The 21,995-nt window shown below is 71.8% G+C and carries 20 protein-coding genes; 10 read left to right on the top strand and 10 right to left on the bottom strand.

Going from position 1 to position 21,995, the window contains the following annotated elements:
• Window positions 1-131: 131 nt before the first annotated feature.
• Entirely contained in the window at window positions 132-1,253 is a 1,122-nt protein-coding gene (locus tag J3P36_RS02980) for an alkaline phosphatase family protein (protein WP_210506575.1), read from the top strand.
• Between the two features lie 7 nt (window positions 1,254-1,260).
• Here J3P36_RS02980 and sepH read toward each other — a convergent pair whose 3' ends face one another.
• Window positions 1,261-2,355, bottom strand: coding sequence for a septation protein SepH (sepH, locus tag J3P36_RS02975; protein ID WP_210505759.1), 1,095 nt, complete (start codon window positions 2,353-2,355; stop codon window positions 1,261-1,263).
• Between the two features lie 186 nt (window positions 2,356-2,541).
• On the opposite strand from sepH, the gene J3P36_RS02970 reads away from it, so the two are divergent.
• Window positions 2,542-2,835, top strand: coding sequence for a DUF4193 domain-containing protein (locus tag J3P36_RS02970; RefSeq protein ID WP_210505758.1), 294 nt, complete (start codon window positions 2,542-2,544; stop codon window positions 2,833-2,835).
• A gap of 111 nt (window positions 2,836-2,946) precedes the next feature.
• Here J3P36_RS02970 and J3P36_RS02965 read toward each other — a convergent pair whose 3' ends face one another.
• Window positions 2,947-3,381, bottom strand: a complete 435-nt coding sequence (locus tag J3P36_RS02965) for a DUF3093 domain-containing protein (protein ID WP_307806925.1) — start codon at window positions 3,379-3,381, stop codon at window positions 2,947-2,949.
• 38 nt (window positions 3,382-3,419) lie between these two features.
• Here J3P36_RS02965 and dut point away from each other — a divergent pair, with 38 nt between their 5' ends.
• The 7 genes from dut (at window position 3,420) to J3P36_RS02930 (ending at window position 11,650) form a co-directional block, all read left to right on the top strand.
• Entirely contained in the window at window positions 3,420-3,890 is a 471-nt protein-coding gene (dut, locus tag J3P36_RS02960; protein ID WP_210505757.1) for a dUTP diphosphatase, read from the top strand.
• The gene (locus J3P36_RS02955) at window positions 3,887-4,513 is read left to right on the top strand and encodes a DUF3710 domain-containing protein (RefSeq protein ID WP_210505756.1); all 627 of its coding nucleotides are present in this window, start codon (window positions 3,887-3,889) and stop codon (window positions 4,511-4,513) included. The genes dut and J3P36_RS02955 overlap by 4 nt, the downstream gene beginning before the upstream one ends.
• Window positions 4,513-5,226, top strand: coding sequence for a DUF3159 domain-containing protein (locus J3P36_RS02950; RefSeq protein ID WP_210505755.1), 714 nt, complete (start codon window positions 4,513-4,515; stop codon window positions 5,224-5,226). The genes J3P36_RS02955 and J3P36_RS02950 overlap by 1 nt, the downstream gene beginning before the upstream one ends.
• A 125-nt stretch (window positions 5,227-5,351) precedes the next feature.
• Window positions 5,352-8,204, top strand: coding sequence for an aconitate hydratase (locus tag J3P36_RS02945; protein WP_210505754.1), 2,853 nt, complete (start codon window positions 5,352-5,354; stop codon window positions 8,202-8,204).
• Between the two features lie 64 nt (window positions 8,205-8,268).
• Window positions 8,269-10,233, top strand: a complete 1,965-nt coding sequence (gene dxs / locus J3P36_RS02940; protein WP_210505753.1) for a 1-deoxy-D-xylulose-5-phosphate synthase — start codon at window positions 8,269-8,271, stop codon at window positions 10,231-10,233.
• 71 nt (window positions 10,234-10,304) lie between these two features.
• Entirely contained in the window at window positions 10,305-10,682 is a 378-nt protein-coding gene (locus J3P36_RS02935) for a MerR family transcriptional regulator (RefSeq protein ID WP_210505752.1), read from the top strand.
• Window positions 10,679-11,650: an aldo/keto reductase gene (locus tag J3P36_RS02930; protein ID WP_210505751.1), complete on the top strand. Its 972-nt coding sequence runs from the start codon at window positions 10,679-10,681 to the stop codon at window positions 11,648-11,650. Before J3P36_RS02935 ends, J3P36_RS02930 begins: the two co-directional genes overlap by 4 nt.
• 95 nt (window positions 11,651-11,745) lie before the next feature.
• Here the strand turns inward: J3P36_RS02930 and J3P36_RS02925 are convergent, their stop codons facing one another.
• The 6 genes from J3P36_RS02925 to J3P36_RS02900 all read right to left on the bottom strand — a co-directional run bounded on the left by J3P36_RS02925 (window position 11,746) and on the right by J3P36_RS02900 (window position 19,511).
• Entirely contained in the window at window positions 11,746-12,285 is a 540-nt protein-coding gene (locus J3P36_RS02925; protein ID WP_210505750.1) for a dihydrofolate reductase family protein, read from the bottom strand.
• 69 nt (window positions 12,286-12,354) lie between these two features.
• Window positions 12,355-13,722 (bottom strand): NADP-specific glutamate dehydrogenase, encoded by a 1,368-nt coding sequence (gene gdhA / locus J3P36_RS02920; protein ID WP_210506572.1) that lies wholly within the window; start codon window positions 13,720-13,722, stop codon window positions 12,355-12,357.
• Between the two features lie 255 nt (window positions 13,723-13,977).
• Window positions 13,978-16,218: a 3-hydroxyacyl-CoA dehydrogenase NAD-binding domain-containing protein gene (locus J3P36_RS02915; RefSeq protein ID WP_210505749.1), complete on the bottom strand. Its 2,241-nt coding sequence runs from the start codon at window positions 16,216-16,218 to the stop codon at window positions 13,978-13,980.
• Entirely contained in the window at window positions 16,215-17,474 is a 1,260-nt protein-coding gene (locus J3P36_RS02910; RefSeq protein ID WP_210505748.1) for a thiolase family protein, read from the bottom strand. Before J3P36_RS02910 ends, J3P36_RS02915 begins: the two co-directional genes overlap by 4 nt.
• A gap of 170 nt (window positions 17,475-17,644) precedes the next feature.
• Window positions 17,645-18,799, bottom strand: coding sequence for an HRDC domain-containing protein (locus J3P36_RS02905; RefSeq protein WP_282595101.1), 1,155 nt, complete (start codon window positions 18,797-18,799; stop codon window positions 17,645-17,647).
• A 118-nt stretch (window positions 18,800-18,917) separates the two neighbouring features.
• Window positions 18,918-19,511 carry a DUF3000 domain-containing protein gene (locus J3P36_RS02900; protein ID WP_210505747.1) on the bottom strand — a complete coding sequence of 198 codons (594 nt, stop codon included), beginning with the start codon at window positions 19,509-19,511 and terminating at the stop codon, window positions 18,918-18,920.
• A 127-nt stretch (window positions 19,512-19,638) separates the two neighbouring features.
• On the opposite strand from J3P36_RS02900, the gene J3P36_RS16720 reads away from it, so the two are divergent.
• Window positions 19,639-20,853 carry an alpha/beta hydrolase gene (locus tag J3P36_RS16720; protein WP_210505746.1) on the top strand — a complete coding sequence of 405 codons (1,215 nt, stop codon included), beginning with the start codon at window positions 19,639-19,641 and terminating at the stop codon, window positions 20,851-20,853.
• Here the strand turns inward: J3P36_RS16720 and J3P36_RS02890 are convergent.
• Both J3P36_RS02890 and J3P36_RS02885 read right to left on the bottom strand, forming a co-directional pair.
• Window positions 20,838-21,551 (bottom strand): dihydrofolate reductase family protein, encoded by a 714-nt coding sequence (locus tag J3P36_RS02890; RefSeq protein WP_307806924.1) that lies wholly within the window; start codon window positions 21,549-21,551, stop codon window positions 20,838-20,840. The two genes, J3P36_RS16720 and J3P36_RS02890, sit on opposite strands and share 16 nt — an antisense overlap.
• 10 nt (window positions 21,552-21,561) lie before the next feature.
• On the bottom strand, window positions 21,562-21,993 hold the full coding sequence (locus tag J3P36_RS02885) for a SufE family protein (RefSeq protein WP_210505744.1): 432 nt from the start codon (window positions 21,991-21,993) through the stop codon (window positions 21,562-21,564).
• Between the last annotated feature and the right edge of the window lie 2 nt (window positions 21,994-21,995).

The raw sequence follows: 21,995 nt of genomic DNA, 5'->3' as shown, positions 1-21,995 counted from the left end.
GGCTGCCGCCGATCTCGTCGCATGCTGATTCTGCCGTTCGCTCGGTCCGCCCTCGGGAGGGGCGCTGGGAGCCGTCGGGTCGGCTCGGGGACGGTCAGGGCTGCTGTGCCAGACTGACCCGGGTGTCCCTCATGGTACCGACCACCTCGGGCGCAGGCCCTCATCTCGGCGCGGTTCTTCCCGGATGTGTCGCCGCCCTGCTGGGGAGGAAGAACCCCCTCGGGCTTCCCGCCGCCCGCTCGGTGATCGTCGTGGTGGTCGACGGCCTCGGCGCTTCTGCGCTGAAGTCGCGGCGGGGACACGCCCGCACTCTCGCCGGAGCCCTCACCTCGTCCTCGGTGATCACGACAGGGGTGCCGACCACGACGGCCGCGGCCCTGACCACCCTGATGACGGGGGAGGACCCCGGGCAGCACGGCGTCGTCGGCTACGCCGTGCTCGACGAGGCCGGCGACCGCGTGGTCAACCAGCTGAACGGCTGGGGCGGCAGCGTCGATCCGCTCGTCTGGCAGCGCCGTCCGACGATTTTCGAGAGTGGGACGGTCCGCGGCGTGGCGGTCGGCGCGAAGAAGTACCGGTCGTCCGGCTTCACCGCGGCGACCCTCCGCGGCGGCGACTACCGGCCCGCCGACGAGATCGGGGAGCGGTTCGACGTCGCCCTCGAGGCTGCGCGCGAGGCGCCGGGAACGCTCGTCTACCTCTACATTCCCGAGGCGGACCAGGCCGCGCACGCGGAGGGCTGGCAGTCGGACCGCTGGACGGCCGCGCTCGAGGAGATCGACGGCGCGCTCACCGCGGCCCTTCCTCGCCTCGGCAAGGGCAACGCCCTGCTCGTCACCGCGGACCATGGCATCGTCGACGTGCCCGGGTCGCGCCACGTGCTCATCGACGAACGCCGCGAGCTCGTCGACGGCGTCCGGCACGTGGGCGGGGAGCCCCGGATGCTGCACCTCTACTTCGAGCCGGACCTGCCGGACGTGGAGCGGGCGGCGCTGCTCGACCGCTGGCGCGCCGCTGAGGGCGAGCGCGCCTGGGTCCGCGGACGCGACGAGGCGATCGCCGAGGGCTGGTTCGGGGCGGCCGTCGACGCTGAGGTGGCCCCGCGGATCGGCGACATCCTGGTCGCCGCCCGCGGGTCCGTGGCCTACTACGACAGCCGCACCGCGACGGTCGGCGCTCGCGCGATGATCGGCCAGCACGGCTCGTGGACGCCCGAGGAGACCCGGGTGCCGCTGCTCCGCTTCCCGGCCTAGGTCGTCGCTAGGCCGGGTTGGAGTCGTCCTCGGGGCGGGCCCCGAACACGATCTCGTCCCATGACGGCATCGACGTGCGGCCGCGGCGGCCCCGCGTCGGGACCGGACCGGTCTGCGGCTTGACCGGACGCACCTCGGTGGTCTCGACCTGCTCGGCGCGGTTCTCGGGCCGCTGCTCCGACCGCTGCTCGGTGCGCACACGCTCGAGCACGCGCACGGTGCCGGTCGTCGGAGTGCGCGGCGGCTCCTCCTCGTAGGTGGCCGCCTCACGCTCGCCGCGGCGGCGGCGCAGCGCCTCGAGGAGGTCGCTCGTGTCCGCCGGCGTGGGCGCGGCGGGCGGCTCCTCCCGGATGACGCCGATCGTGCCGGTGCGCGGCGCCTGCACGCGGATGCGGCCGGTGGGCGTCTGCTCGACGTGCACCACCGGGTCCGGCATGCCGACGTCCTCGGGGGGCAGCTCGAACGCGCCCGAGTCGAAGCGCGACGTGTCCGGCGACTCGGGCGCCACCGCCCGGAGGCGGGGGAGCAGCGATGTGCCGATCTCGTTCTGCTGCGACAGCGCGACCGCCTCGCCGTTCAGCGGTGCGAGGTGCAGCTTCTTCGCGTCGAAGGACCAGCGGGCGTCGTGGTCGATGCCGTCTGCCGTGAAGTTGAGCTTCACGATCCAGCCGCCCTCCGGCTCCTTCCAGCTCGCCCAGCGGGACCCGCTCGCGTTCAGCTGGGCGAGTCGCTCCTCGAGCACCGTGCCGAACGTGGGCGGCTGGCCGTCCACGTCGTCGGCGGGCTGGCCGGTCAGGACCGGCACGCCGAGGGCGGACTCCACCATGTACTGGCGCTCGGCCAGGATGGGGCCCTCGTAGCGCTCGATGTAGTCGATCGGAGCGCCGGTGAACTTCGCCACCTGCTCCGCCGACATGCCTCCGCGGATGTAGGTCTGGATCTCCCGCGGGCTCGAGCGACGGGTCGTCGGGATCGAGCTCGTGGGGGTGCCGCGCAGCTTGGCGCGGAGCTCGTCGTCGAGGTGGATACGGAACTCATTGCCGTCCTCGCCGGTCGCCACGATGGCGCCGTTCTCGACGGCGACGGCCTTCAGGGTTTTCATGCCGATTCGCCTCCGTTCAGAGCCTTCAGGATCGCACCCGCTGGGGCGTTTGCCCTGGAATAGGTGGGGCGTGCCGCGAGTTGAAATGGTGTCGGCTTCCGCTCGCGCCCCACGGTTTGCAATCGGAAGTGCGATCGATCAGACTGTCGCCGCCAATCACGGCGGATAGCGAAGAAGTGGATGGGAATGGCGACCGATTACGACGCCCCTCGCAAGACCGACGACGACTCCGAGTCGATCGAAGCCCTGAAGGAGCGGGTCCCGGACAAGCTGTCCGCGGTCATCGACGTCGAGGACGCCGACAACCCCGGCAGCTTCGATCTCCCGGGCGCCGACCTCTCGGACCTCGATCTGGACGTCGTCGTGCTGCCCCCGCAGGCGGACGAGTTCACCTGCATGTCGTGCTTCCTCGTGAAGCACCGTTCGCAGCTCGACCACGAGACCAAGCTCGGCCCCGTGTGCCTGGAGTGCAACGCCTGAATCGCGGATGAGAGTTCGCGAAGCGAACACGAGAACCCCGCCGCCACGCGAGTGGCAGGCGGGGTTTCTGCTTTCCAGGCGGGGTTTCTGCTTTCGTGGGGGAGTAGGGGACTAGCGGCCGGCGCCGAGGGCCGCGACGAGCTCCTCGGGGCGCCGCGTCGACACGAGCCAGTAGGGCGCCGGGTCGCGCGGGTCCGTGATCGGCACGCGGACGACGGGGTCGACCCAGCCGCGGAGGCAGAGCCAGGCCCGGGCGTCGAGATCGACTCCGCGGGCCGCGGTCGCGTCCGGGCCCCGGAAGCCCTCCGCCGGGCCGACGTGCTCGAGGGGGATCCGCGCGGATCCGACGCGGAACACGCCGTCCCGCACCTCGAGCACCGGGCTCCACAGGAGCAGGCCGAGCACCGCGCCGCCGAACAGGATCACGGCGCAGATGATCCCCGCCGTCAGGGAGACGGGCACGAACACGAGCAGTGCTCCCGGGATGAGCAGTGCGGTCGCGAGGTACATCCACGGGGCGGGCCAGAGCCGTTCTCGGTAGGTCACACCTCATTCCACCAGACCTGATCGACTAGCCTCGTCCCGTGCCCGAGAGCGTGCCGGTGCTGATCACCGGGGACAGGATCCCCGCCTACGCGCACCCCGGGGACGCGGGCGCCGACCTCGTCTCCACCGAGGACGTGGTCCTCGGCCCGGGGGAGCGGGCCACCGTCGGCACCGGCGTCGCGATCGCCCTCCCGCAGGGCTACGCCGCTTTCGTCGTGCCGCGCAGCGGGCTCGCCGCTCGGCACGGCATCACCATCGTCAACAGCCCGGGAACCGTGGACGCGGGCTACCGCGGCGAGATCCGCGTGACCCTGCTCAACACCGACCGGACCGAGGAGTACCGGGTGACTGCGGGGGACCGCATCGCCCAGCTCGTCGTGCTCCCGGTGCCCCCGGTCCGGTTCGTGCCGGTCGACTCTCTGCCCGGCACCGCCCGCGGCGAGGGCGGCTTCGGCTCGACGGGCTACGGGACGCCGGCGGCAGCCGGCAAGGAAGGACTGCATTCGTGAGCGACACCTCCGGTGACCTCTCCCAGCCGAAGTCGGCACCCGACGACCGGGCGATCAACGGCCCGTTCGACGTGAGCGAGGCGAACGCGGTGCGCCCGTACGTCGACCTCGGCGGGGTGAAGATCGTGCCGCGGGAGGGACTCCACCTGCGCCTCGAGGTCGAGGAGGGCACGAAGCGGGTCGTCGCCGTCGGACTCGACTACGCCGGCTCCACGCTCCAGGTGCAGCCGTTCGCGGCGCCGCGCTCGGCCGGCCTGTGGCACGAGATCCGCGCGCAGATCGCGGACCAGATCCGCCGTCAGGGCGGCACCACCCGCGAGGCGGCCGGCCCGTTCGGCCCCGAGCTGCTCGCGGAGATCCCGGTCGTCGCCGGGCCCGGCCAGGCGCCGACCACGCGGCTCGCCCGGTTCATCGGCGTCGACGGCCCGCGCTGGTTCCTCCGCGGCGTGATCGCCGGCGAGGGCGCCGTGAACCCGGAGGCGGCGGGCGCGATCGAGGACCTCTTCCGCAGCGTCGTCGTCGTCCGCGGCTCCACCCCGATGCCGCCCCGGGACCTCATCCCGTTGCACGTGCCGGCGCAGGCCGCGGGCCCGTCGGTCGGCACGCCGCTCAGCGGCGTCTGATGGCGGACGAGGAGCGCACGCCCGGCGTGCAGGACGCGATGGCCGCGGCCGCGCGCCGCGCCGGATTCGACCGTGCCGACCAGCCGATCACGAGCGCCACCCTCCTCGGCGCGATGGGCGGCATCCGGGGCATCCTCGAGGCGCTCGTCCCGGGCATCGCGTTCGTCGTGCTGTTCGCGACGACGTCGTCCCTGCCGATCGCGCTCGGCGTGTCGGTCGCGATCGCGGTCGTGTTCGTGGTGCTCCGGGTCGCACAGCGCAGCCCCGTCTCGCCCGCCGTCGGCGGCCTGGTGGCGACCCTCGCCTCCGCCGCCCTCGCGCTCCTCACCGGCCGCGCCGAGGACAACTTCGTGTTCGGCCTCATCCAGAACGCCGCGTACGGCGGCGTCCTCCTCGTGTCCGTGCTGGTGGGCTGGCCCCTCATCGGCGTCGCGGTCGGCTACCTCGAGGGGGAGGGGACCGCGTGGCGGAAGGACCGGCGCAAGTTCGTCGCGATGCAGGCGCTCACGCTGCTCTGGGTCGGCCTCTTCGCCCTCCGGCTGATCGTCCAGGTCCCGCTCTACTACTCGGGCCAGGTCGAGCTGCTCGGCACCTTCAAGCTGATCATGGGCATCCCGCTCTTCGCCCCGCTGCTCGTCGTGTCCTGGCTCATCGTGCGCGCCGCGTTCCCCGCCAAGCACGACGCGCCGGGGCGGGAGCAGCAGCCGTCCTGAGGTAGGTTTATCTCGACGTCGAGATATCTCCTCGGAGGGTTCCCGCTGGCGCGGGTGGCACCGGGAGGTCGGCGGGACGACAATCGACCCTGGGCGGGATCGCCGCCCGCGAGGAGGAGGACGAGATGTCCACGGTGAACAGCTTCGGGGCGAAAGACAGCCTCTCCGTCGGCGGGACCGACTACGAGATCTACCGGCTCGACAAGGTCGAGGGCCACCAGGCACTGCCGTACAGCCTGAAGATCCTCCTCGAGAACCTGCTGCGCACCGAGGACGGCGCGAACATCACGGCCGAGCACATCCGCGCCCTCGGCTCCTGGGACCCGTCGGCCGAGCCCGACACCGAGATTCAGTTCACTCCGGCGCGCGTCGTGATGCAGGACTTCACCGGCGTCCCCTGCATCGTCGACCTCGCCACCATGCGCGAGGCGGTCGGCGAGCTGGGCGGCGACCCGACGCGGATCAACCCCCTCGCCCCGGCCGAGCTCGTCATCGACCACTCCGTCATCGCCGACCTGTTCGGCCAGCCCGACGCCTTCGAGCGCAACGTCGAGATCGAGTACCAGCGCAACGGCGAGCGGTACCAGTTCCTCCGCTGGGGCCAGACCGCCTTCGACGACTTCAAGGTCGTCCCGCCGGGCACGGGCATCGTCCACCAGGTCAACATCGAGTACCTGGCCCGCGTCGTCTACACCCGCGAGGTCCGCGGTGCGCTGCAGGCCTACCCCGACACGCTCGTCGGCACCGACTCGCACACGACGATGGTCAACGGTCTCGGCGTGCTCGGCTGGGGCGTCGGCGGCATTGAGGCCGAGGCCGCCATGCTCGGCCAGCCCGTCTCGATGCTCATCCCCAAGGTGGTCGGCTTCAAGCTGACCGGCTCGATCCCCGCGGGCGTCACGGCGACCGACGTCGTCCTCACGATCACCCAGATGCTCCGCAAGCACGGTGTCGTCGGCAAGTTCGTCGAGTTCTACGGCGCGGGCGTCGCCGAGGTGCCGCTCGCCAACCGCGCGACCATCGGCAACATGAGCCCCGAGTTCGGCTCGACCGCCGCGATCTTCCCGATCGACGACGTCACCCTCGACTACCTCCGCTTCACCGGCCGCAGCGAGGACCAGGTCGCGCTCGTCGAGGCGTACGCCAAGGAGCAGGGCCTCTGGCACGACCCGTCCAGCGAGCCGAAGTACAGCGAGTACCTCGAGCTCGACCTCGGCACCGTCGTCCCCTCCATCGCCGGCCCCAAGCGTCCGCAGGACCGCATCGAGCTCAGCGAGGCGAAGGAGCAGTTCGAGGACGACCTCGCCGACTACGCGACGGCCGACCACACGCTGGTCGACGCCGCCGTCGAGGGCACCTTCCCGGCGTCCGACCCGATCGGCCTCACCTCGCAGGACTCGAACGCCGCCGACGACCCCGCCCCGCGCGAGATCAGCCACCACCACCAGTTCCAGGCGGCGCACTCGAGCCCCTCGCCCACGACCGCGTCGAAGCCCACTCGCGTGGCGACGGCCTCCGGCAAGGAGTTCACGATCGACCACGGTGCGGTCGCCATCGCCGCGATCACGTCGTGCACCAACACGTCCAACCCGTCGGTCATGCTCGCCGCAGGCCTCCTCGCGAAGAAGGCGAGCGAGAAGGGCCTCAAGGCGAAGCCGTGGGTGAAGACCACCCTCGCGCCCGGATCGAAGGTCGTCACCGACTACTACGAGAAGGCCGGACTCACGAAGCCGCTCGAGGACCTCGGCTTCTACCTGGTCGGCTACGGCTGCACCACCTGCATCGGCAACAGCGGACCGCTGGAGGAGGAGATCTCCCAGGCGGTTCAGGACAACGACCTCGCCGTCACCGCGGTGCTCTCCGGCAACCGCAACTTCGAGGGCCGCATCAACCCCGACGTGAAGATGAACTACCTCGCGAGCCCGCCGCTGGTGGTCGCCTACGCACTCGCCGGCTCGATGCACTTCGACTTCGACAACGATGCGCTCGGGAACGACAAGGACGGCAACCCGGTCTTCCTCAAGGACATCTGGCCGGACGCGGCGGAGGTCCAGGCGACGATCGACTCCTCCATCGACACCGGCATGTTCGACAAGCAGTACTCGTCCGTCTTCGAGGGCGACGAGCGCTGGCAGAACCTGCCGACGCCGAGCGGCGCCACGTTCGAGTGGGACGAGGAGTCCACCTACGTGCGGAAGCCCCCGTACTTCGAGGGCATGACGCTGCAGCCGTCGCCGGTGACCGACATCCAGGGCGCGCGCGTCCTCGCGAAGCTCGGCGACTCGGTCACGACCGACCACATCAGCCCCGCCGGCTCGATCAAGGCGGACAGCCCCGCCGGCAAGTACCTGACGGAGCACGGCGTCGACCGCAAGGACTTCAACTCCTACGGCTCCCGCCGGGGCAATCACGAGGTCATGATCCGCGGCACGTTCGCGAACATCCGCCTGAAGAACCAGTTGCTCGACGGCGTGGAGGGCGGCTACACCCGCGACTTCACGCAGGAGGGCGGCCCGCAGTCGTTCATCTACGACGCGTCGATGCACTACCAGGAGCAGGGCACGCCGCTCGTCATCCTCGGCGGCAAGGAGTACGGCTCCGGCTCGTCCCGCGACTGGGCGGCGAAGGGCACGCGTCTGCTCGGCGTCCGCGCGGTGATCACCGAGAGCTTCGAGCGAATCCACCGCTCCAACCTCATCGGGATGGGCGTGCTGCCGCTGCAGTTCCCCGCCGGCGAGACGTGGGCCAGCCTCGGCCTCGACGGCACCGAGTCGATCTCGATCTCGGGCGTGGAGGAGCTCAACTCCGGGACCACGCCGAAGACGGTGCACGTCATCGCCGAGCCGACCGCCGACTCGCCCGAGGGCAAGCAGACGGTCGAGTTCGACGCCGTCGTCCGCATCGACACCCCCGGTGAGGCGGACTACTACCGCAACGGCGGCATCCTGCAGTACGTGCTCCGTTCGCTCGTCGCGTGACATCCGATCCGGGAGGCCGCGCAACCCGCGCGGCCTCCCAGGTCGGGATGCCTAGACTCGACTGATGGCGATTCTCGAGACGATCCGCGGACCGCGTGATCTCGACGTGCTGAGCCGGGAGGACCTCGTCCGGCTGGCCGACGAGGTGCGTCAGTTCCTCGTCGCCAACGTGTCGAAGACCGGCGGCCATCTCGGGCCGAATCTCGGCGTCGTCGAGCTGACGATCGCGATGCACCGCGTGTTCCAGTCGCCGAAGGACGCGATCGTCTTCGACACCGGGCACCAGTCCTACGTGCACAAGCTGCTCACCGGGCGGCAGGACTTCTCGCGGCTGCGGCAGCGCGGCGGCCTCGCGGGGTACCCGCAGCGGGCGGAGTCGGAGCACGACATCGTCGAGAGCTCGCACGCGTCGAGCTCGCTGTCGTGGGCGGACGGCATCTCGCGGGCGTTCACCGTCACCGGCCAGACCGACCGGCACGTGGTCGCCGTCGTCGGCGACGGCGCGCTGACCGGCGGCATGACGTGGGAGGCGCTGAACAACATCAGCGACGACAACAACCGCCGCCTCGTCATCGTCGTCAACGACAACGGCCGCTCCTATGCGCCGACCATCGGCGGGCTCGCCCGCTTCCTCAACGAGGTGCGGACCCGGCGGGCCTACCGCGACCTCTACCTGTCGTCGAAGACGTTCTTCGACCGGCTCGGCAAGCCGGGCCGGGCCTTCTACCGCGGCACCCGCGGGGCGCTCCACGGGTTCCTCAGCAAGGTCGCGGGCAACCAGGGGCTCTACTCCAACCTCGACATCAAGTACATCGGTCCGGTGCACGGCCACGACATCGGCGCCCTCGAAGAGGCGTTCCAGCAGGCGAAGCACTACGAGCTGCCGGTGATCGTGCACGTCATCACGCAGAAGGGGCGGGGTTACCAGCCCGCCCTGCAGGACGTGGCGGACCAGTTCCACGCGGTCGGCCAGATCGACCCGGAGACGGGGGAGTCCCTCGAGGCCCCCGGCTCGCCGTCCTGGACGAGCGTGTTCTCCAAGGAGCTCGTGCGCCTCGCTGACGAGGACCAGCGCATCGTCGGCATCACCGCCGCGATGCTGCGCCCCACCGGACTCCACGCTCTCGCGGAGCGGCACCCGGACCGGGTCCTCGACGTCGGCATCGCCGAGCAGCACGCCGTGACGAGCGCCGCCGGCCTCGCCTTCGGCGGCCTGCACCCGGTCGTCGCCCTCTACGCCACCTTCGTGAACCGCGCCTTCGACCAGGTGCTGATGGACGTCGCCCTGCACAAGGCCGGCGTCACCTTCGTGCTCGACCGCGCGGGCGTGACCGGCCCGGACGGCGCCAGCCACCACGGCATGTGGGACCTCGCCATCCTGCAGGTCGTGCCCGGCATCCGCCTCGCCGCCCCGCGCGACGGCGCCCGCCTCCAGGAGGAGCTCGCCGAGGCCGTCGCCGTGCAGGACGCGCCCACCGTCCTCCGCTTCCCGAAGGGGGCCGTCGGGGCCGAGATCCCGGCCCTGCGCCGCCTGCCCGACGGCGTGGACGTGCTCCGCGAGGGCGGCACGCCGGACGTCCTGCTCGTGGCGGTCGGCCCGCTCGCCTCGCTCGCCCTGCAGGTCGCCGAGCGGCTTGAGGCCCAGGGGATCGGCGCCACCGTCGTCGACCCGCGGTGGGTCGTCCCCGTGCCGGGCAGCGTCATCGAGCTCGCCCGCGAGCACAGGATCGTCGCCACTCTCGAGGACGGCATCCGCGTCGGTGGAATCGGCACCCGGGTGCGGCAGGACCTGCGCGAGGCGGGCGTCGACACCGCGCTCACCGAGCTGGGGCTGCCGGACGAGTTCCTCGAGCACGCGTCCCGCGGCGAGATCCTCGAGCAGGCCGGCCTCACCCCGCAGCAGATCGCGCGCGACCTCGTGGCCCAGGTGCTCGGCACCAAGATCCCGGTCGCGCGTCCGGTCGCCGAGCACCACCCGGAGCTCGACGGCGAGCCCGCGGAGCGCGCCGAGCGCCGCCAGGACCGCTGACCCGCGTCCTCCCGGCTGCGGGTGCGCGGCCCGTTTGACTTCGAGCGCGCTCGAAGTCCTAGCGTGAGCGCATGACCGTCACCACCGAGTCGCTCACCATCGCCCAGATGGCGGAGACGACCGGACTCAGCACCCACACGCTGCGCTACTACGAGCGGGAGGGGCTGATGTTCGCGCCCGTCGACCGGGCGTCGAGCAGCCATCGCCGCTACACCGAGGCCGACGTGGCCTGGGTCGGGTTCCTGACGAAGCTGCGCTCCACCGGGATGCCGATCCGCGACGTCCGCCGCTACGTGGAGCTCGTCCGCGCCGGCGACGCGACCATGCCGGAGCGGCGGGAGCTGCTCGTCGCCCACCGGCGCCGGGTGCTCGCCCAGCTCGAGGACGTGACGGCCAGCCTCGCGGCCATCGACCGCAAGATCACTCTCTACGAAGGGCACACGCCATGACGCTTTCCCGCACCACTCTCGGCACGGGCCTTGAGGTCGGCCGCCTCGGCCTCGGCTGCATGGGCATGTCCGCGTTCTACACCGGCTGCGGCGACGACGCGGAGTCCATCCGCACCATCCGGCGCGCGATCGACCTCGGAGTGACGCTGTTCGACACCGCGGAGCTCTACGGCCCGCACGTCAACGAGGAGCTCCTCGGCCGCGCCCTCGAAGGCCGCCGCGACGAGGTGAAGGTCGCGACCAAGTTCGGCGTGTACCGGGAGCCGGGCGGACGCGGCGTCGACGGCAGCCCCGAGCGCGTGCGCCGGGCCATCGAGGGGTCGCTCAGCCGGCTGCGCACCGACCACGTCGACCTCTACTACCAGCACCGGACGGACCCCGAGGTGCCGATCGAGGACACCATGGGCGCCCTGGCCGAGCTCGCGCAGGAGGGCAAGGTGCTGCACATCGGGCTGTCGGAGGCGGCACCGGCGACGATCCGGCGGGCCCACGCCGTGCACCCGGTCACCGCCGTCCAGTCCGAGTACTCACTCTGGACCCGCGACCCCGAGGCGGAGGTCCTGCCGCTCCTCCGCGAGCTCGGCATCGGCTTCGTGCCCTACTCGCCGCTCGGCCGCGGCTTCCTGACCGGCACGATCCGGTCGGTCGACGCCCTCGACGAGGACGACTTCCGCCGCAGCAACCCGCGCTTCGCGGGGGAGAACCTGCAGCACAACATCGGCATCGTCGAGCAGGTGGACCGGGTTGCCGCGGACGCAGGCGCGACGCCCGCCCAGGTGGCGCTCGCGTGGCTGCTGGCGCAGGGCGACGACATCGTCCCCATCCCCGGCACCAAGCGCGTCGAGCGGCTCGAGGAGAACGTCGCGGCCGCCGACGTCCGGCTCACGCCGCAGCAGCTCGCCGACCTGTCCGCCATCGCGGCGCCGCTCGGCGACCGCTACGCGGACATGACGCCGATCGGCCGCTGACCCTTCGCGCTCGGCGCGGGTGCAACGTCCTCGTCGCGGGTGTAGCTTCCCCCGCGGCGAGGACGTTTCCACCGCGGCGAGGGGCGCCGACGAGGTCAGCCGGCGGCGTGGTACGAGTACACGAGCTCGATCGCACCCGACTCGAACGGGGTGCTGCGCAGCACTGCGAGCGGCCGCGTCGCCTTCGAGATCGGCAGGAGGGGGGCGCCGGAGCCGAGGAAGATCGGCATGACGGTCACGAGGAATTCGTCGATGAGCTCGAGGTCGGCGGCCTGCGCTGCGATCGAGCCGCCGCCGACGATCCAGACGTTGCGATCGCCGGCCGCCTCGCGGGCGTCCTGCACGATCTGGCCGACGTCACCGGAGGCGAAGCGGATGTCCTGGCCGCCGATCGCCGGCAGCTCGCGGTTCGTGACGACCCAGGCGGGGACCTCGAAGTCCCAGGCCTCCTCGCCCGCGTCGAGCAGGAACTCGTAGGTCTTCGCACCCATCACGACGGCGCCGACGTCCTTGATGAAGGCGTCGTAGTGCTCCTGGTACGGCTCCATGCCGAACTGGAGCAGCCAGTCGATCTTGTTGTCGGAGTCGGCGATGAAGCCGTCGATGGACGAGGCGACGTAGTACTGGACCGGCATGCGGCCACGCTACAAGGCGGCGCCGACACCGTCCCCGGGCTTGCGCCCCGGCGCGAGAGCGGGTCCCGGTCAGATCACGCCGAGGGCGAGCATCGCGTCGGCGACCCGCGTGAAGCCGGAGATGTTCGCGCCGAGCACGTAGTCGCCCGGCTCCCCGTACTCCTCGGCGGTGCGCGCGCAATTCTCGTGGATGCCCTGCATGATCTCGCGGAGCCGCTCCTCGGTGTGCGGGAAGCTCCACGAGTCGCGGGACGCGTTCTGCTGCATCTCGAGGGCGCTCGTCGCGACCCCGCCCGCATTCGCCGCCTTGCCCGGACCGAACAGCACGCCCGCCTCGGTGAGGACGCGGACGGCGTCGGGCGTCGACGGCATGTTCGCGCCTTCGGCGACCGCGAGCACGCCCGCCGCCACGAGCGCGCGGGCGTCGTCCCCGTCCAGCTCGTTCTGCGTCGCGCAGGGGAGCGCGACGTCGACGCGCCCCGCCTCGGCCGCGCTCCAGATCTTCGCCCCAGCCCGGTACTCGGCGGATCCGCCGCGCTGCTCGACGTAGTCGGCGAGCCGGCCGCGGTCGTCCTCCTTGACGCGGCGCAGCAGCTCGAAGTCGAGGCCCGCCTCGTCGTAGGCGACGCCGTTCGAGTCGGAGCAGGCGACGACGGTGCCGCCCAGCTGCTGGACCTTCTGGATCGCGTAGAGGGCGACGTTCCCGGAGCCGGAGACGAGGACCCGCTTGCCCTCGAAGCTCTCGCCGCGGGTCTTCAGCATCTCCTCGGCGAAGAACACGGCACCGTAGCCGGTGGCCTCGGTGCGGACGAGCGCGCCGCCCCAGCCGACGCCCTTGCCGGTGAGGACGCCGGACTCGTACCGGTTGGTGATGCGCTTGTACTGGCCGAAGAGGTAGCCGATCTCGCGGCCCCCGACGCCGATGTCGCCGGCGGGGACGTCGGTGTACTCGCCGATGTGGCGGTAGAGCTCCGTCATGAACGACTGGCAGAAGCGCATGACCTCGCCGTCGGACCGGCCCTTCGGGTCGAAGTCGCTCCCGCCTTTGCCGCCCCCGATCGGCATGCCGGTCAGGGCGTTCTTGAAGACCTGCTCGAAGCCGAGGAACTTGATGGTGCCGAGGTAGACGGAGGGGTGGAAGCGCAGGCCGCCCTTGTACGGGCCGAGGGCGGAGTTGAACTCGACGCGGAACCCGCGGTTGATCTGGACCCGCCCGGCGTCGTCCACCCAGGGCACGCGGAAGATGATCTGCCGCTCCGGCTCGCAGATCCGCTCGAGCACCGACGCGTCGGCGTACTGCGGGTGCCGCTCGAGCACGCGCTCCAGCGAGTCGAAGACCTCCCGGGCGGCCTGGTGGAACTCCGCCTCGCCGGGGTTCCGCCGCAGGACCTCCGCGAAGATGTCGGCGAGCCGGGAGCTCTGCGTCGAGGGCGTCAGGAGGGTGGTGCTCACGGTGGTGCTTCTCTCGGTGGGGCGCGCGGTCGCGCTCGGGGGAACGAGGACCCGATCCCGTGCGCGGCCGGCCCTCGCCTTCCACGGTAGCCGAGAGGGCACGGCCGCCCCGACCGGACGGCCCGCCGGCCGGGAGCGCCCGACGGGCCGGTTCGGCGCAAGCGGGCCACCTAGGAGGCCCGGAAACGCCGAACCGGCCCGCCTGACGAGGGCGGGCCGATTCGGCGGAACGTGAAAGGGTCAGCCTGCGACGGGCGTGCTCGCCGGCTCGGCGCTCTCCGGCTCAGCGCTCTGCGACCCCGTGCTCGGAGGAGCCGTGCTCACGGCCGCGCGCTCCGCCACCCCGCGCAGCGGCGGGGTGTGGAAGGTGCTGCCGAAGACGCGCTCGGAGGCGCCCGAACGGTCGAGATACGGGGTGAGCCCGCCCATGTGGAACGGGTAGCCTGCGCCGAGGATGAGGCAGAGGTCGATGTCCTCGGGGGCGGAGACCACGTGGTCCTCGAGCATGCGGTGCACCTCGTCGGCGAGGCCGTCCTCGATGCGCAGCTGCAGCTCCTCGGCGGTCATCGCGCGACCCTGGCCGCGGTGCTGTGCGGCGACGATCTTCAGCGCCTGCTTGTCGACGCCCTTGATGCGGCCCTTGCCGTCCTTCTCGTAGATCCGCCCCAGCTCGGCGAGCTGGTGCAGGCTCTCGCTGCGGAAGAAGCGCTCGGGGAAGGCCGCGTGGTGCGTGTCGAGCACGTGCGCGCCCACCTTGAGGCCGACGAGCTCGAGCAGCACGAACGGCGTCATCGGGAGGCCGAACGGCTTGATCGCCGCGTCCACGGTCTCGAACGGGGTGCCGGTGTCGACGGCGTGCATCGCCTCGCCGAGGACCTTCGCGAGGATGCGGTTGACGACGAAGCCGGGGGTGTCCCGGGTGATGACCGCGTTCTTCTTGAGCTTCGCGGCGGTGACCATCGCGGTGCTGAGGGTCTCGTCGTCAGTCCTCGGAGCCCGCACCACCTCGACGAGCGGCATGACCGCGACGGGGTTGAAGAAGTGGAAGCCGACGACCCGCTCCGGGTGCTGGAGCTTCTCGCCGATCCGCTCGACCGAGAGGGACGAGGTGTTGGTGGCGAGCACGGCCTCGGGGGAGACGTACCGCTCGATGTCGGCGAACACTTCCTGCTTCACCCCGAGCTCCTCGAACACGGCCTCGATCACCCAGTCGCAGCCGGCGAAGTCGGCTCGGTCGGTGGTGCCGGTGAGCAGCGCGTTCAGCCGGTTGGCCTCGTCCTGGTCGATGCGGTTCTTGCCGAGCAGCGTGTCGATCTCCCCGCGGATGTAGGCGAGGCCCTTGTCGACCCGCGCCTGGTCGAGGTCGGTGATGACCACGGGCACCTGCAGGCGACGGAGGAAGAGCAGCGCGAACTGGCTCGCCATGAGGCCGGCGCCGAGCACGCCGACCTTGGTGACGGGGCGGGCGAGCGCCTTGTCCGGTGCGCCGGCGGGGCGCTTGGCGCGCTTCTGCACGAGGTTGAACGCGTAGATGCTGGCCTGGAACTGGTCGCCCGCGATGAGGTCGGCGAGCGCCTCGTCCTCGGCCTCGAACGCCTGCTCCCTGCTCGCGCTCTTCGCGCCCTTGAGCAGGTCGAGCGCCACGTAGGGCGCCCTGGGCACGGTGCCGATCTTGCTCTCGAGGCTCTTGCGGGCGATGCCGATCGCGACGTCCCACTTGGCGAGCCGCTCGAGCCTGCCCGGCTTGTTCGGGCGCTTCACGGTCACCGTGCCGCCGAGCACGCCGTCGGCCCAGCGGAGCGATTTCTCGAGGAACGTCGCGGAGGGGAAGAGGGCGTCGGCGATGCCGAGCTCGAACGCGTCCTTCGCCTTCAGCATCCGGTTCTGCTTGAGCGGGTTCTCGATCACGACCTTGAGGGCGTTCTCGATGCCGATGAGGTTCGGCAGCAGGTAGGCGCCGCCCCAGCCGGGGATGATGCCGAGGAACACCTCGGGCAGCGCGATCGCCGGCGCGGACGCGTCGATGGTGCGGTAGTCCGCGTTGAGGGCGATCTCGAGCCCGCCGCCGAGGGCGAGACCGTTCACGAAGACGAAGGACGGCACGCCAAGTGTGGCCTGCTTGCCGAGCACGTGGTGCCCGAGCTGCGCCATCTTCTTCGCGACCTCCCGCGACGGGATCTCGCTCACCTTGCTGAGGTCGGCGCCCGCGGCGAGGATGAACGGCTTGCCGGTGACCGCCACGGCGGAGATCTCACTCCGGGACGCGCGCTCGGTCAGCTCGTCGAAGATGCGCCCGAGCTCCAGCATGGTCGCCGGTCCGAGCGTGTTCGGGCGGGTGTGGTCACGGCCGTTGTCGAGCGTGACGAGGGCGAGGACGCGTCCGCTCGCGAGGCGGATGTCCCGCACGTACGCGTGCGTCACCACCTCGTCCTCGGCCAGGGCCGCGAGGTCGCTGAAGTCGATCGTCGAGTAGTCCGTCACTTGCCGGCCTTCCGCTTCTTGGCGAGCTCCTTGGCTTCCTTGCCGAGCTTCCCGCTGTCCCACTTCTTCCCGTTCCAGTTCGGGTTCTCCCAGATGACGGTGCCGCCCTGGCCGAGCCCGATGCAGAGCGCGGTGACGCCGTAGCGGACCTCCGGGTGGTCCTCGAAGTGGCGGGCGAGCTGCGACATGATGCGCACGCCGGAAGCGGCGAGCGGGTGGCCGACGGCGACGGCGCCGCCCCAGCGGTTGACCCGCGGGTCCTCGTCGTCGATCCCGAAGTGGTCGAGCAGGGCGAGCACCTGGACGGCGAACGCCTCATTGAGCTCGAACAGGCCGATGTCATCGATGCCGAGCCCGGCCTTCGCCAGGGCCTTCTCGGTGGAGGGGATCGGGCCGAGGCCCATGATCTCCGGCTCGACACCCGCGTACGCGAAGCTGACGAGCTTCATCTTCGGGGCGAGGCCGTACTGCTTCGCGGCGGCCTTGCTCGCGAGCAGCGCGACGGTGGCGCCGTCGGTGAGCGGCGACGAGTTGCCCGCCGTGACGCGGCCGTGGGGCCGGAACGGCGTCTTGAGGGTGGCGAGCCCCTCCATGGTCGTCTCGGGGCGCATGCCCTCGTCCTGCGCGGCGAGACCCCAGCCCTGCTCGCTGCGGATGGCGACCGGCACCAGGTCCTTCTGGATCTTGCCCGCGGCGTAGGCGGCGGCCAGCTTCTGCTGGCTGTTCATCGCGTACCGGTCCGCGCGCTCCTTGGTGAGGTGCGGGAAGCGGTCGTGGATGCGCTCCGCCGTCTTGCCCATGTTGAGGGCGTCCTCGTCGACGAGCTTCTCGGCCACGAAGCGCGGGTTGGGGTCGACGCCCGCGCCCATCGGGTGGCGGCCCATGTGCTCCACGCCGCCGGCGATGGCGACGTCGTAGGCGCCGAAGGCGATCGCGCCCGCTGCGGTCGTGACGCTCGTCATCGCGCCCGCGCACATCCGGTCGATGGCGTAGCCGGGCACCGTCTGAGGCAGGCCGGCGAGGATCGCGGACGTGCGGCCCAGGGTGAGACCCTGGTCGCCCTGCTGAGTCGTGGCCGCGATGGCGACGTCGTCCACCCGGTCCTTCGGCAGCGACGGGTTGCGCTCGAGCAGCGCGATCATCGCCTTCACGATCAGGTCGTCGGCGCGGGTGTTCCAGTACATGCCCTTCTCACCGGCACGACCGAACGGAGTCCTCACCCCGTCGACGAATACGACCTCGGTTCCCTCGGCCACGCTGACTCCTTCGTTCTGTTGGCTGCCCAGTCCTCTGGACCGACCGGTCTTCCGACCGGCCCGGGTGCCCGTTGCGGCGCGAAGTTGCGGCTGTACCGGGCACGCGGTGCCGGAACGGGCACGTAGAAGCCTAGGGATCGGGACGGCGGGCCCAAATCCTTTGACCCTTCCTACGAAGCGGCGCTCTCCGTCGGCTCGGGCGATTGGCGGGCCGCGACAAAGGCCTCCGCGACGGGTCCGGCGATCGCCTCGACCTGCCACGGACGCGCGCCGAGCGCGGCGAGGGCGTCACCGAGGGCGGCCTCGTCGAGGGGCTCCGGCGGCGTCCACGCGACACGGCGGAGCGTGTCCGGGGTGATGAGGTTCTCGACCGGAAGGGCCATCCGCTCGGCGATGCCGGTGACGACCTCGCGGGCGGCCTTGAGGCGGCGGTCGGCGTCCGGGTTGCGGTCGGCCCAGGCGCGCGGAGGCGGCATCGCCTCGCCGGTGCCGCGCAGCTGGGGCAGGTCGTCGGTGCTGAGGCCCAGCTCGATGGCGGCCCACCAGCGGTCGATCTCGGTCCGGCTCGCGCGGCCGGAGAAGTCCTTCATCGCGGCCAGGTCGCGCTTGGTCTTCGGCAGGGCGCGGGCGGCCGCGACGAGCGACGCGTCCGGGATGAGCCTGCCGGGAGAGACGTCGAGCTTGCGGGCGAGGTCGTCGCGGGCGCGCCACAGCTCGCGGGCGACGGCGAGGCCGCGCAGCCCCTTCACCGTGTGCACGCCTGACAGGCGGCGCCATGGCTCGGCCCGGACCGTGGTCTCGCGGTCGAGGACGGCCTGGAACTCCTGGCGCGCGATGCCGGCCTTGCCCGACTCGTCGAGCAGCGCCGCGATCTTGTCCCGCAGGTCGACGAGCAGCTCGACGTCGAGCGCCGCGTAGACGAGCCAGGACTGCGGCAGTGGCCGTGTGGACCAGTCGGCAGCCGAGTGCTCCTTGGCGAGGTGCAGGCCGAGGAGCTCCTCGACCACGTACGCGAGGCCCACCCGGTTGAAGCCGAGCAGGCGCGCGGCGAGCTCGGTGTCGAAGATGCGCTCCGGGTCGAGGCCGACCTCGCGCAGGCAGGGCAGGTCCTGGCTCGCGGCGTGCAGGATCCACTCCTCGCCCCGAATGGCGGCCTCCAGCTCGCGGAAGTCGCCGATCGCGGGCGGGTCGAACAGGAACGTGCCGGCGCCGCGGCGGTGCACCTGGATCAGGTAGGCGCGCTGCGAGTAGCGGAAGCCGCTCGCCCGCTCGGCGTCGACGGCGACCGGCCCTGTGCCGCGGGAGATCATCGAGACGGCGCGCAGGTAGTCCTCGCGAGTGTCGGTGACCTCGACGGGAGCGAGGACGGCCGCCCGGGGAAGCGGCGGCGGAGCGTCGGCGGGGGAGCGCCCGGTCGTGTCGTTCGGCGATCCCGCGGTGGGATCAGCCACGTCCAGCTCGTCGCGCAGATAGCATCGTCACTCCCTCGGCCCCGGGCGGAAGTCCCGCCAGCATGCAGACCAACTCGCTCCACCCTTCCACATGTGCGGAGACGTCCGCTTCGAGGGGGGTCCAGGATGCGCGCAGCTCGATCTTCGCGCCGTCGCCCTGCGCGGCCAGCTCGCCGAAGCCGGTGGAGATGATCTTGGTCGCCGTGCCTGACGCGGCGGTGTACCGGGCGCCGCGCGCGTCGAGGGCGTCGATGAGCCACGACCAGGTCACGTCGGCGAGGAACGGGTCGACACCGATGTCGGACTCGAGCGGTGCCTGCGCGAAGCAGACGATGCGGAAGCGGCCGCCCCACGCCTCCGGCTCCTCGGGATCGTAGAGGAGCACGAGCCGCCCCGTGCCGAGGTCGAGGTCGACGCCGTGCGGCGTCGGGTTCACGTCCGCGGCCAGCGCGACCGCCCACGGGGCGAGCCCGGTGGGCGCCGGGATGGACTCGATGACCACGACGCTGCGCACGGCCGCACGCTCGATCGACTCGAGCGCCGCGCTGAACTCGGCGGGCGGAGCGGTGTCTCGGGGTGCGGCCACGCGATGAAGACTAGGCCCCGTTCCGCGGGTTGGAGCCGGTTCCCGCCCGGTGGGTCGGGACGGGGGCCGGAGCGGGGGGCGCCGCCCCGATTTGATACCGTGAACGCCGACGATCGGAGGCGAGTCGGTGGGACGCAGGTCACGCGCGCTCCTGGGCGTGGCGGTGGCCCTGGGCAGCGTCGCGACCGCCGGGGCGCTCTTCGCGGGGGCCGTGACGACGCGCGTTGCGCGCACCGTCGTGATCCCGCCGAAGAAGCGGGTGCAGGACACCCGCGTGCTCTCGCTCGCCGAGGACGGCGCGACGGTCGTCCTCAGCGCCAACGCCGACTCCCTGCTGCCCGGCGAGTACAGCTTCTGGTTCGACCAGGGCAAGGGGCACGCCCGGCTGGGCCAGATCGTCGACCGCGGCGTCGGCACGGTGACGCGGAAGGTGCTCGGGGTCGACTTCGGAGACCTCGCGGTCGCCCGCCACGGGCGGTTCAGCGGCTGGTTCTACCTGAGCCCGAAAGAGCTCGGCGTGCCGTACGAGGACGTGCGGGTGCAGACCTCCCTAGGTGCCGCACCGGCCTGGCTGGTGCCGGCGGAGCAGCCGAGCACCCGCTGGGTGATCCAGGTCCATGGCCGCGCGACGCTCCGGCAGGAGACCCTGCGCGCGGTGCCCGTCTTCCGCCGCGCCGGCTACAACTCGCTCCTCATCTCCTACCGCAACGACGGAGAGGCGCCGCCGAGCGAGGACCGCCGCTACGCCCTCGGCGACCGCGAGTGGCTCGACGTCGAGGCGGCGATCCTGTTCGCGCTCGACCGCGGCGCGGAGGACATCGTGCTGATGGGCTGGTCGATGGGCGGGGCCACGGTGCTGCAGGCCGCAACCCGGTCCCGGCTCAGCTCGGTCGTCACCGGCGTCGTGCTCGAGTCGCCGGTGATCAGCTGGGTGGAGACGCTGATGTACCAGGGTGAGGCGATGTCCCTGCCCGGTCCGGTCAAGTCCGGTGTGCTGACGCTCATCAGCTCGAAGTGGGCGAAGCCGCTCACCGGGCAGGCGGAGCCCATCGACCTGGCCCGCCTCGACTTCGTGGCGCGCGCCGCCGAGCTCGACGTGCCGGTGCTCGTGCTGCACAGCGACGACGACGGGTTCGTCCCGTCGAACGGCTCACGGGAGCTCGCCGCCGCGCGGCCGGACCTGGTCGAGTTCGTGGGCTTCGAGATCGCCCGGCACACCAAGCTGTGGAACCTCGACGCCGGGAAGTGGGAGGGTGCCATCGCCCGCTGGCTCCGCGAGCGCGCGGCCGGTGGCGTGCGCTCGGCGGACGACCGCGGCGAGGACGCTCAGCCGGCCGCCTGACCCTTCCCGATCGCCCACCGGGCGTAGAGGTATCCGTCGTCGTCGGCGAGGAGATGCCGCAGCGTCGCGGCCGGGGTGCCCGCGAGCCGCGGGAACAGGGGGAGGCCGGGTGCCCGCAGCTGCGGGCTGGTGGTGAGGCAGAGCTCGTCGACGAGCCCGGCGTCGAGCAGGCCGGCCGCGAGGGTCGGGCCGCCCTCGCACACGACGCCCGGCAGCCCCCGGTCGCGCAGGCCCGCGAGCACCTCCGCGGGGTCGAGCGCCTCCGACTCGAGCGGCAGGATCTCCACGGTCGCGCTGCGCATCTGCTGCTCGACCCGGGGCAGCGCGGAGCGCGGGCAGACGATGATGGGCCGGAGGAACGAGTCGCCGAGGCGGTGCCCGCTGAGGTCGCCGGACCGGGTCACCACGGCGAGCCTGGCGTGCTTCGGCGCGACGTACCCCTCACGCCGCACGGTCCGGGCGCCGACGAGCACGACATCCGCGTGCTGGCGGATGACGCCGAGGATGCGCCGGTCCGTGCGGCTCGTCAGCGACTCGGACGTCCCGTCGGCGCCGACGGCCGAGCCGTTGATCGAGGCGACGAAGTTGAGCCGCACGAGGAACGGGGACGACGGGGCGTAGAGGTCCGCGAGCCAGTCGCGGGTGTCGGGCGCCTCGACGTCGCGCGTCTCGGGAGGGCCGGGGCGCAGCAGCGTCACGGCCGGCACGTCAGGCCGCCGTCTTCTCGGCGACCTGGCGCTTGGTCCGCGCGAGCATGCCGCTCATCCCGCGCAGCCGCAGCGGCGACACGGCGGCGTCGAGGCCGAGCATCTGCGGGAAGTCGGCGGGCACGGCGAGGACCTCGGCGGGGGTGAGCCCCGAGAGCCCCTGCACGAGGATCGACGCGAAGCCGCGCGTGGTGGGCGCCTCCCGCGGCGCCGTCGCGTGCAGCTGCACGGCGCCCGGCTCGACCTCGACGTCGAGGAAGACGGGCGCCTGGCACTCGATCACGCGCTCGAAGAGGTCGTCCCGTCCCTGCAGGCGCTCCGGCAACTCCGGCAGCTCGTTGGAGAACTCCAGAAGCAGCTGGAGCCGCTCCTTGAGGTCGAGGGCGAGGAACTCGTCCCGGATCTCGGTCAGGGGATTCGGCAGGGCGGACACCC

The organism is Naasia sp. SYSU D00057, from assembly GCF_017916505.1.
Taxonomy (GTDB): domain Bacteria; phylum Actinomycetota; class Actinomycetes; order Actinomycetales; family Microbacteriaceae; genus Naasia.
This window is presented reverse-complemented; position numbering and strand designations above follow the sequence as displayed.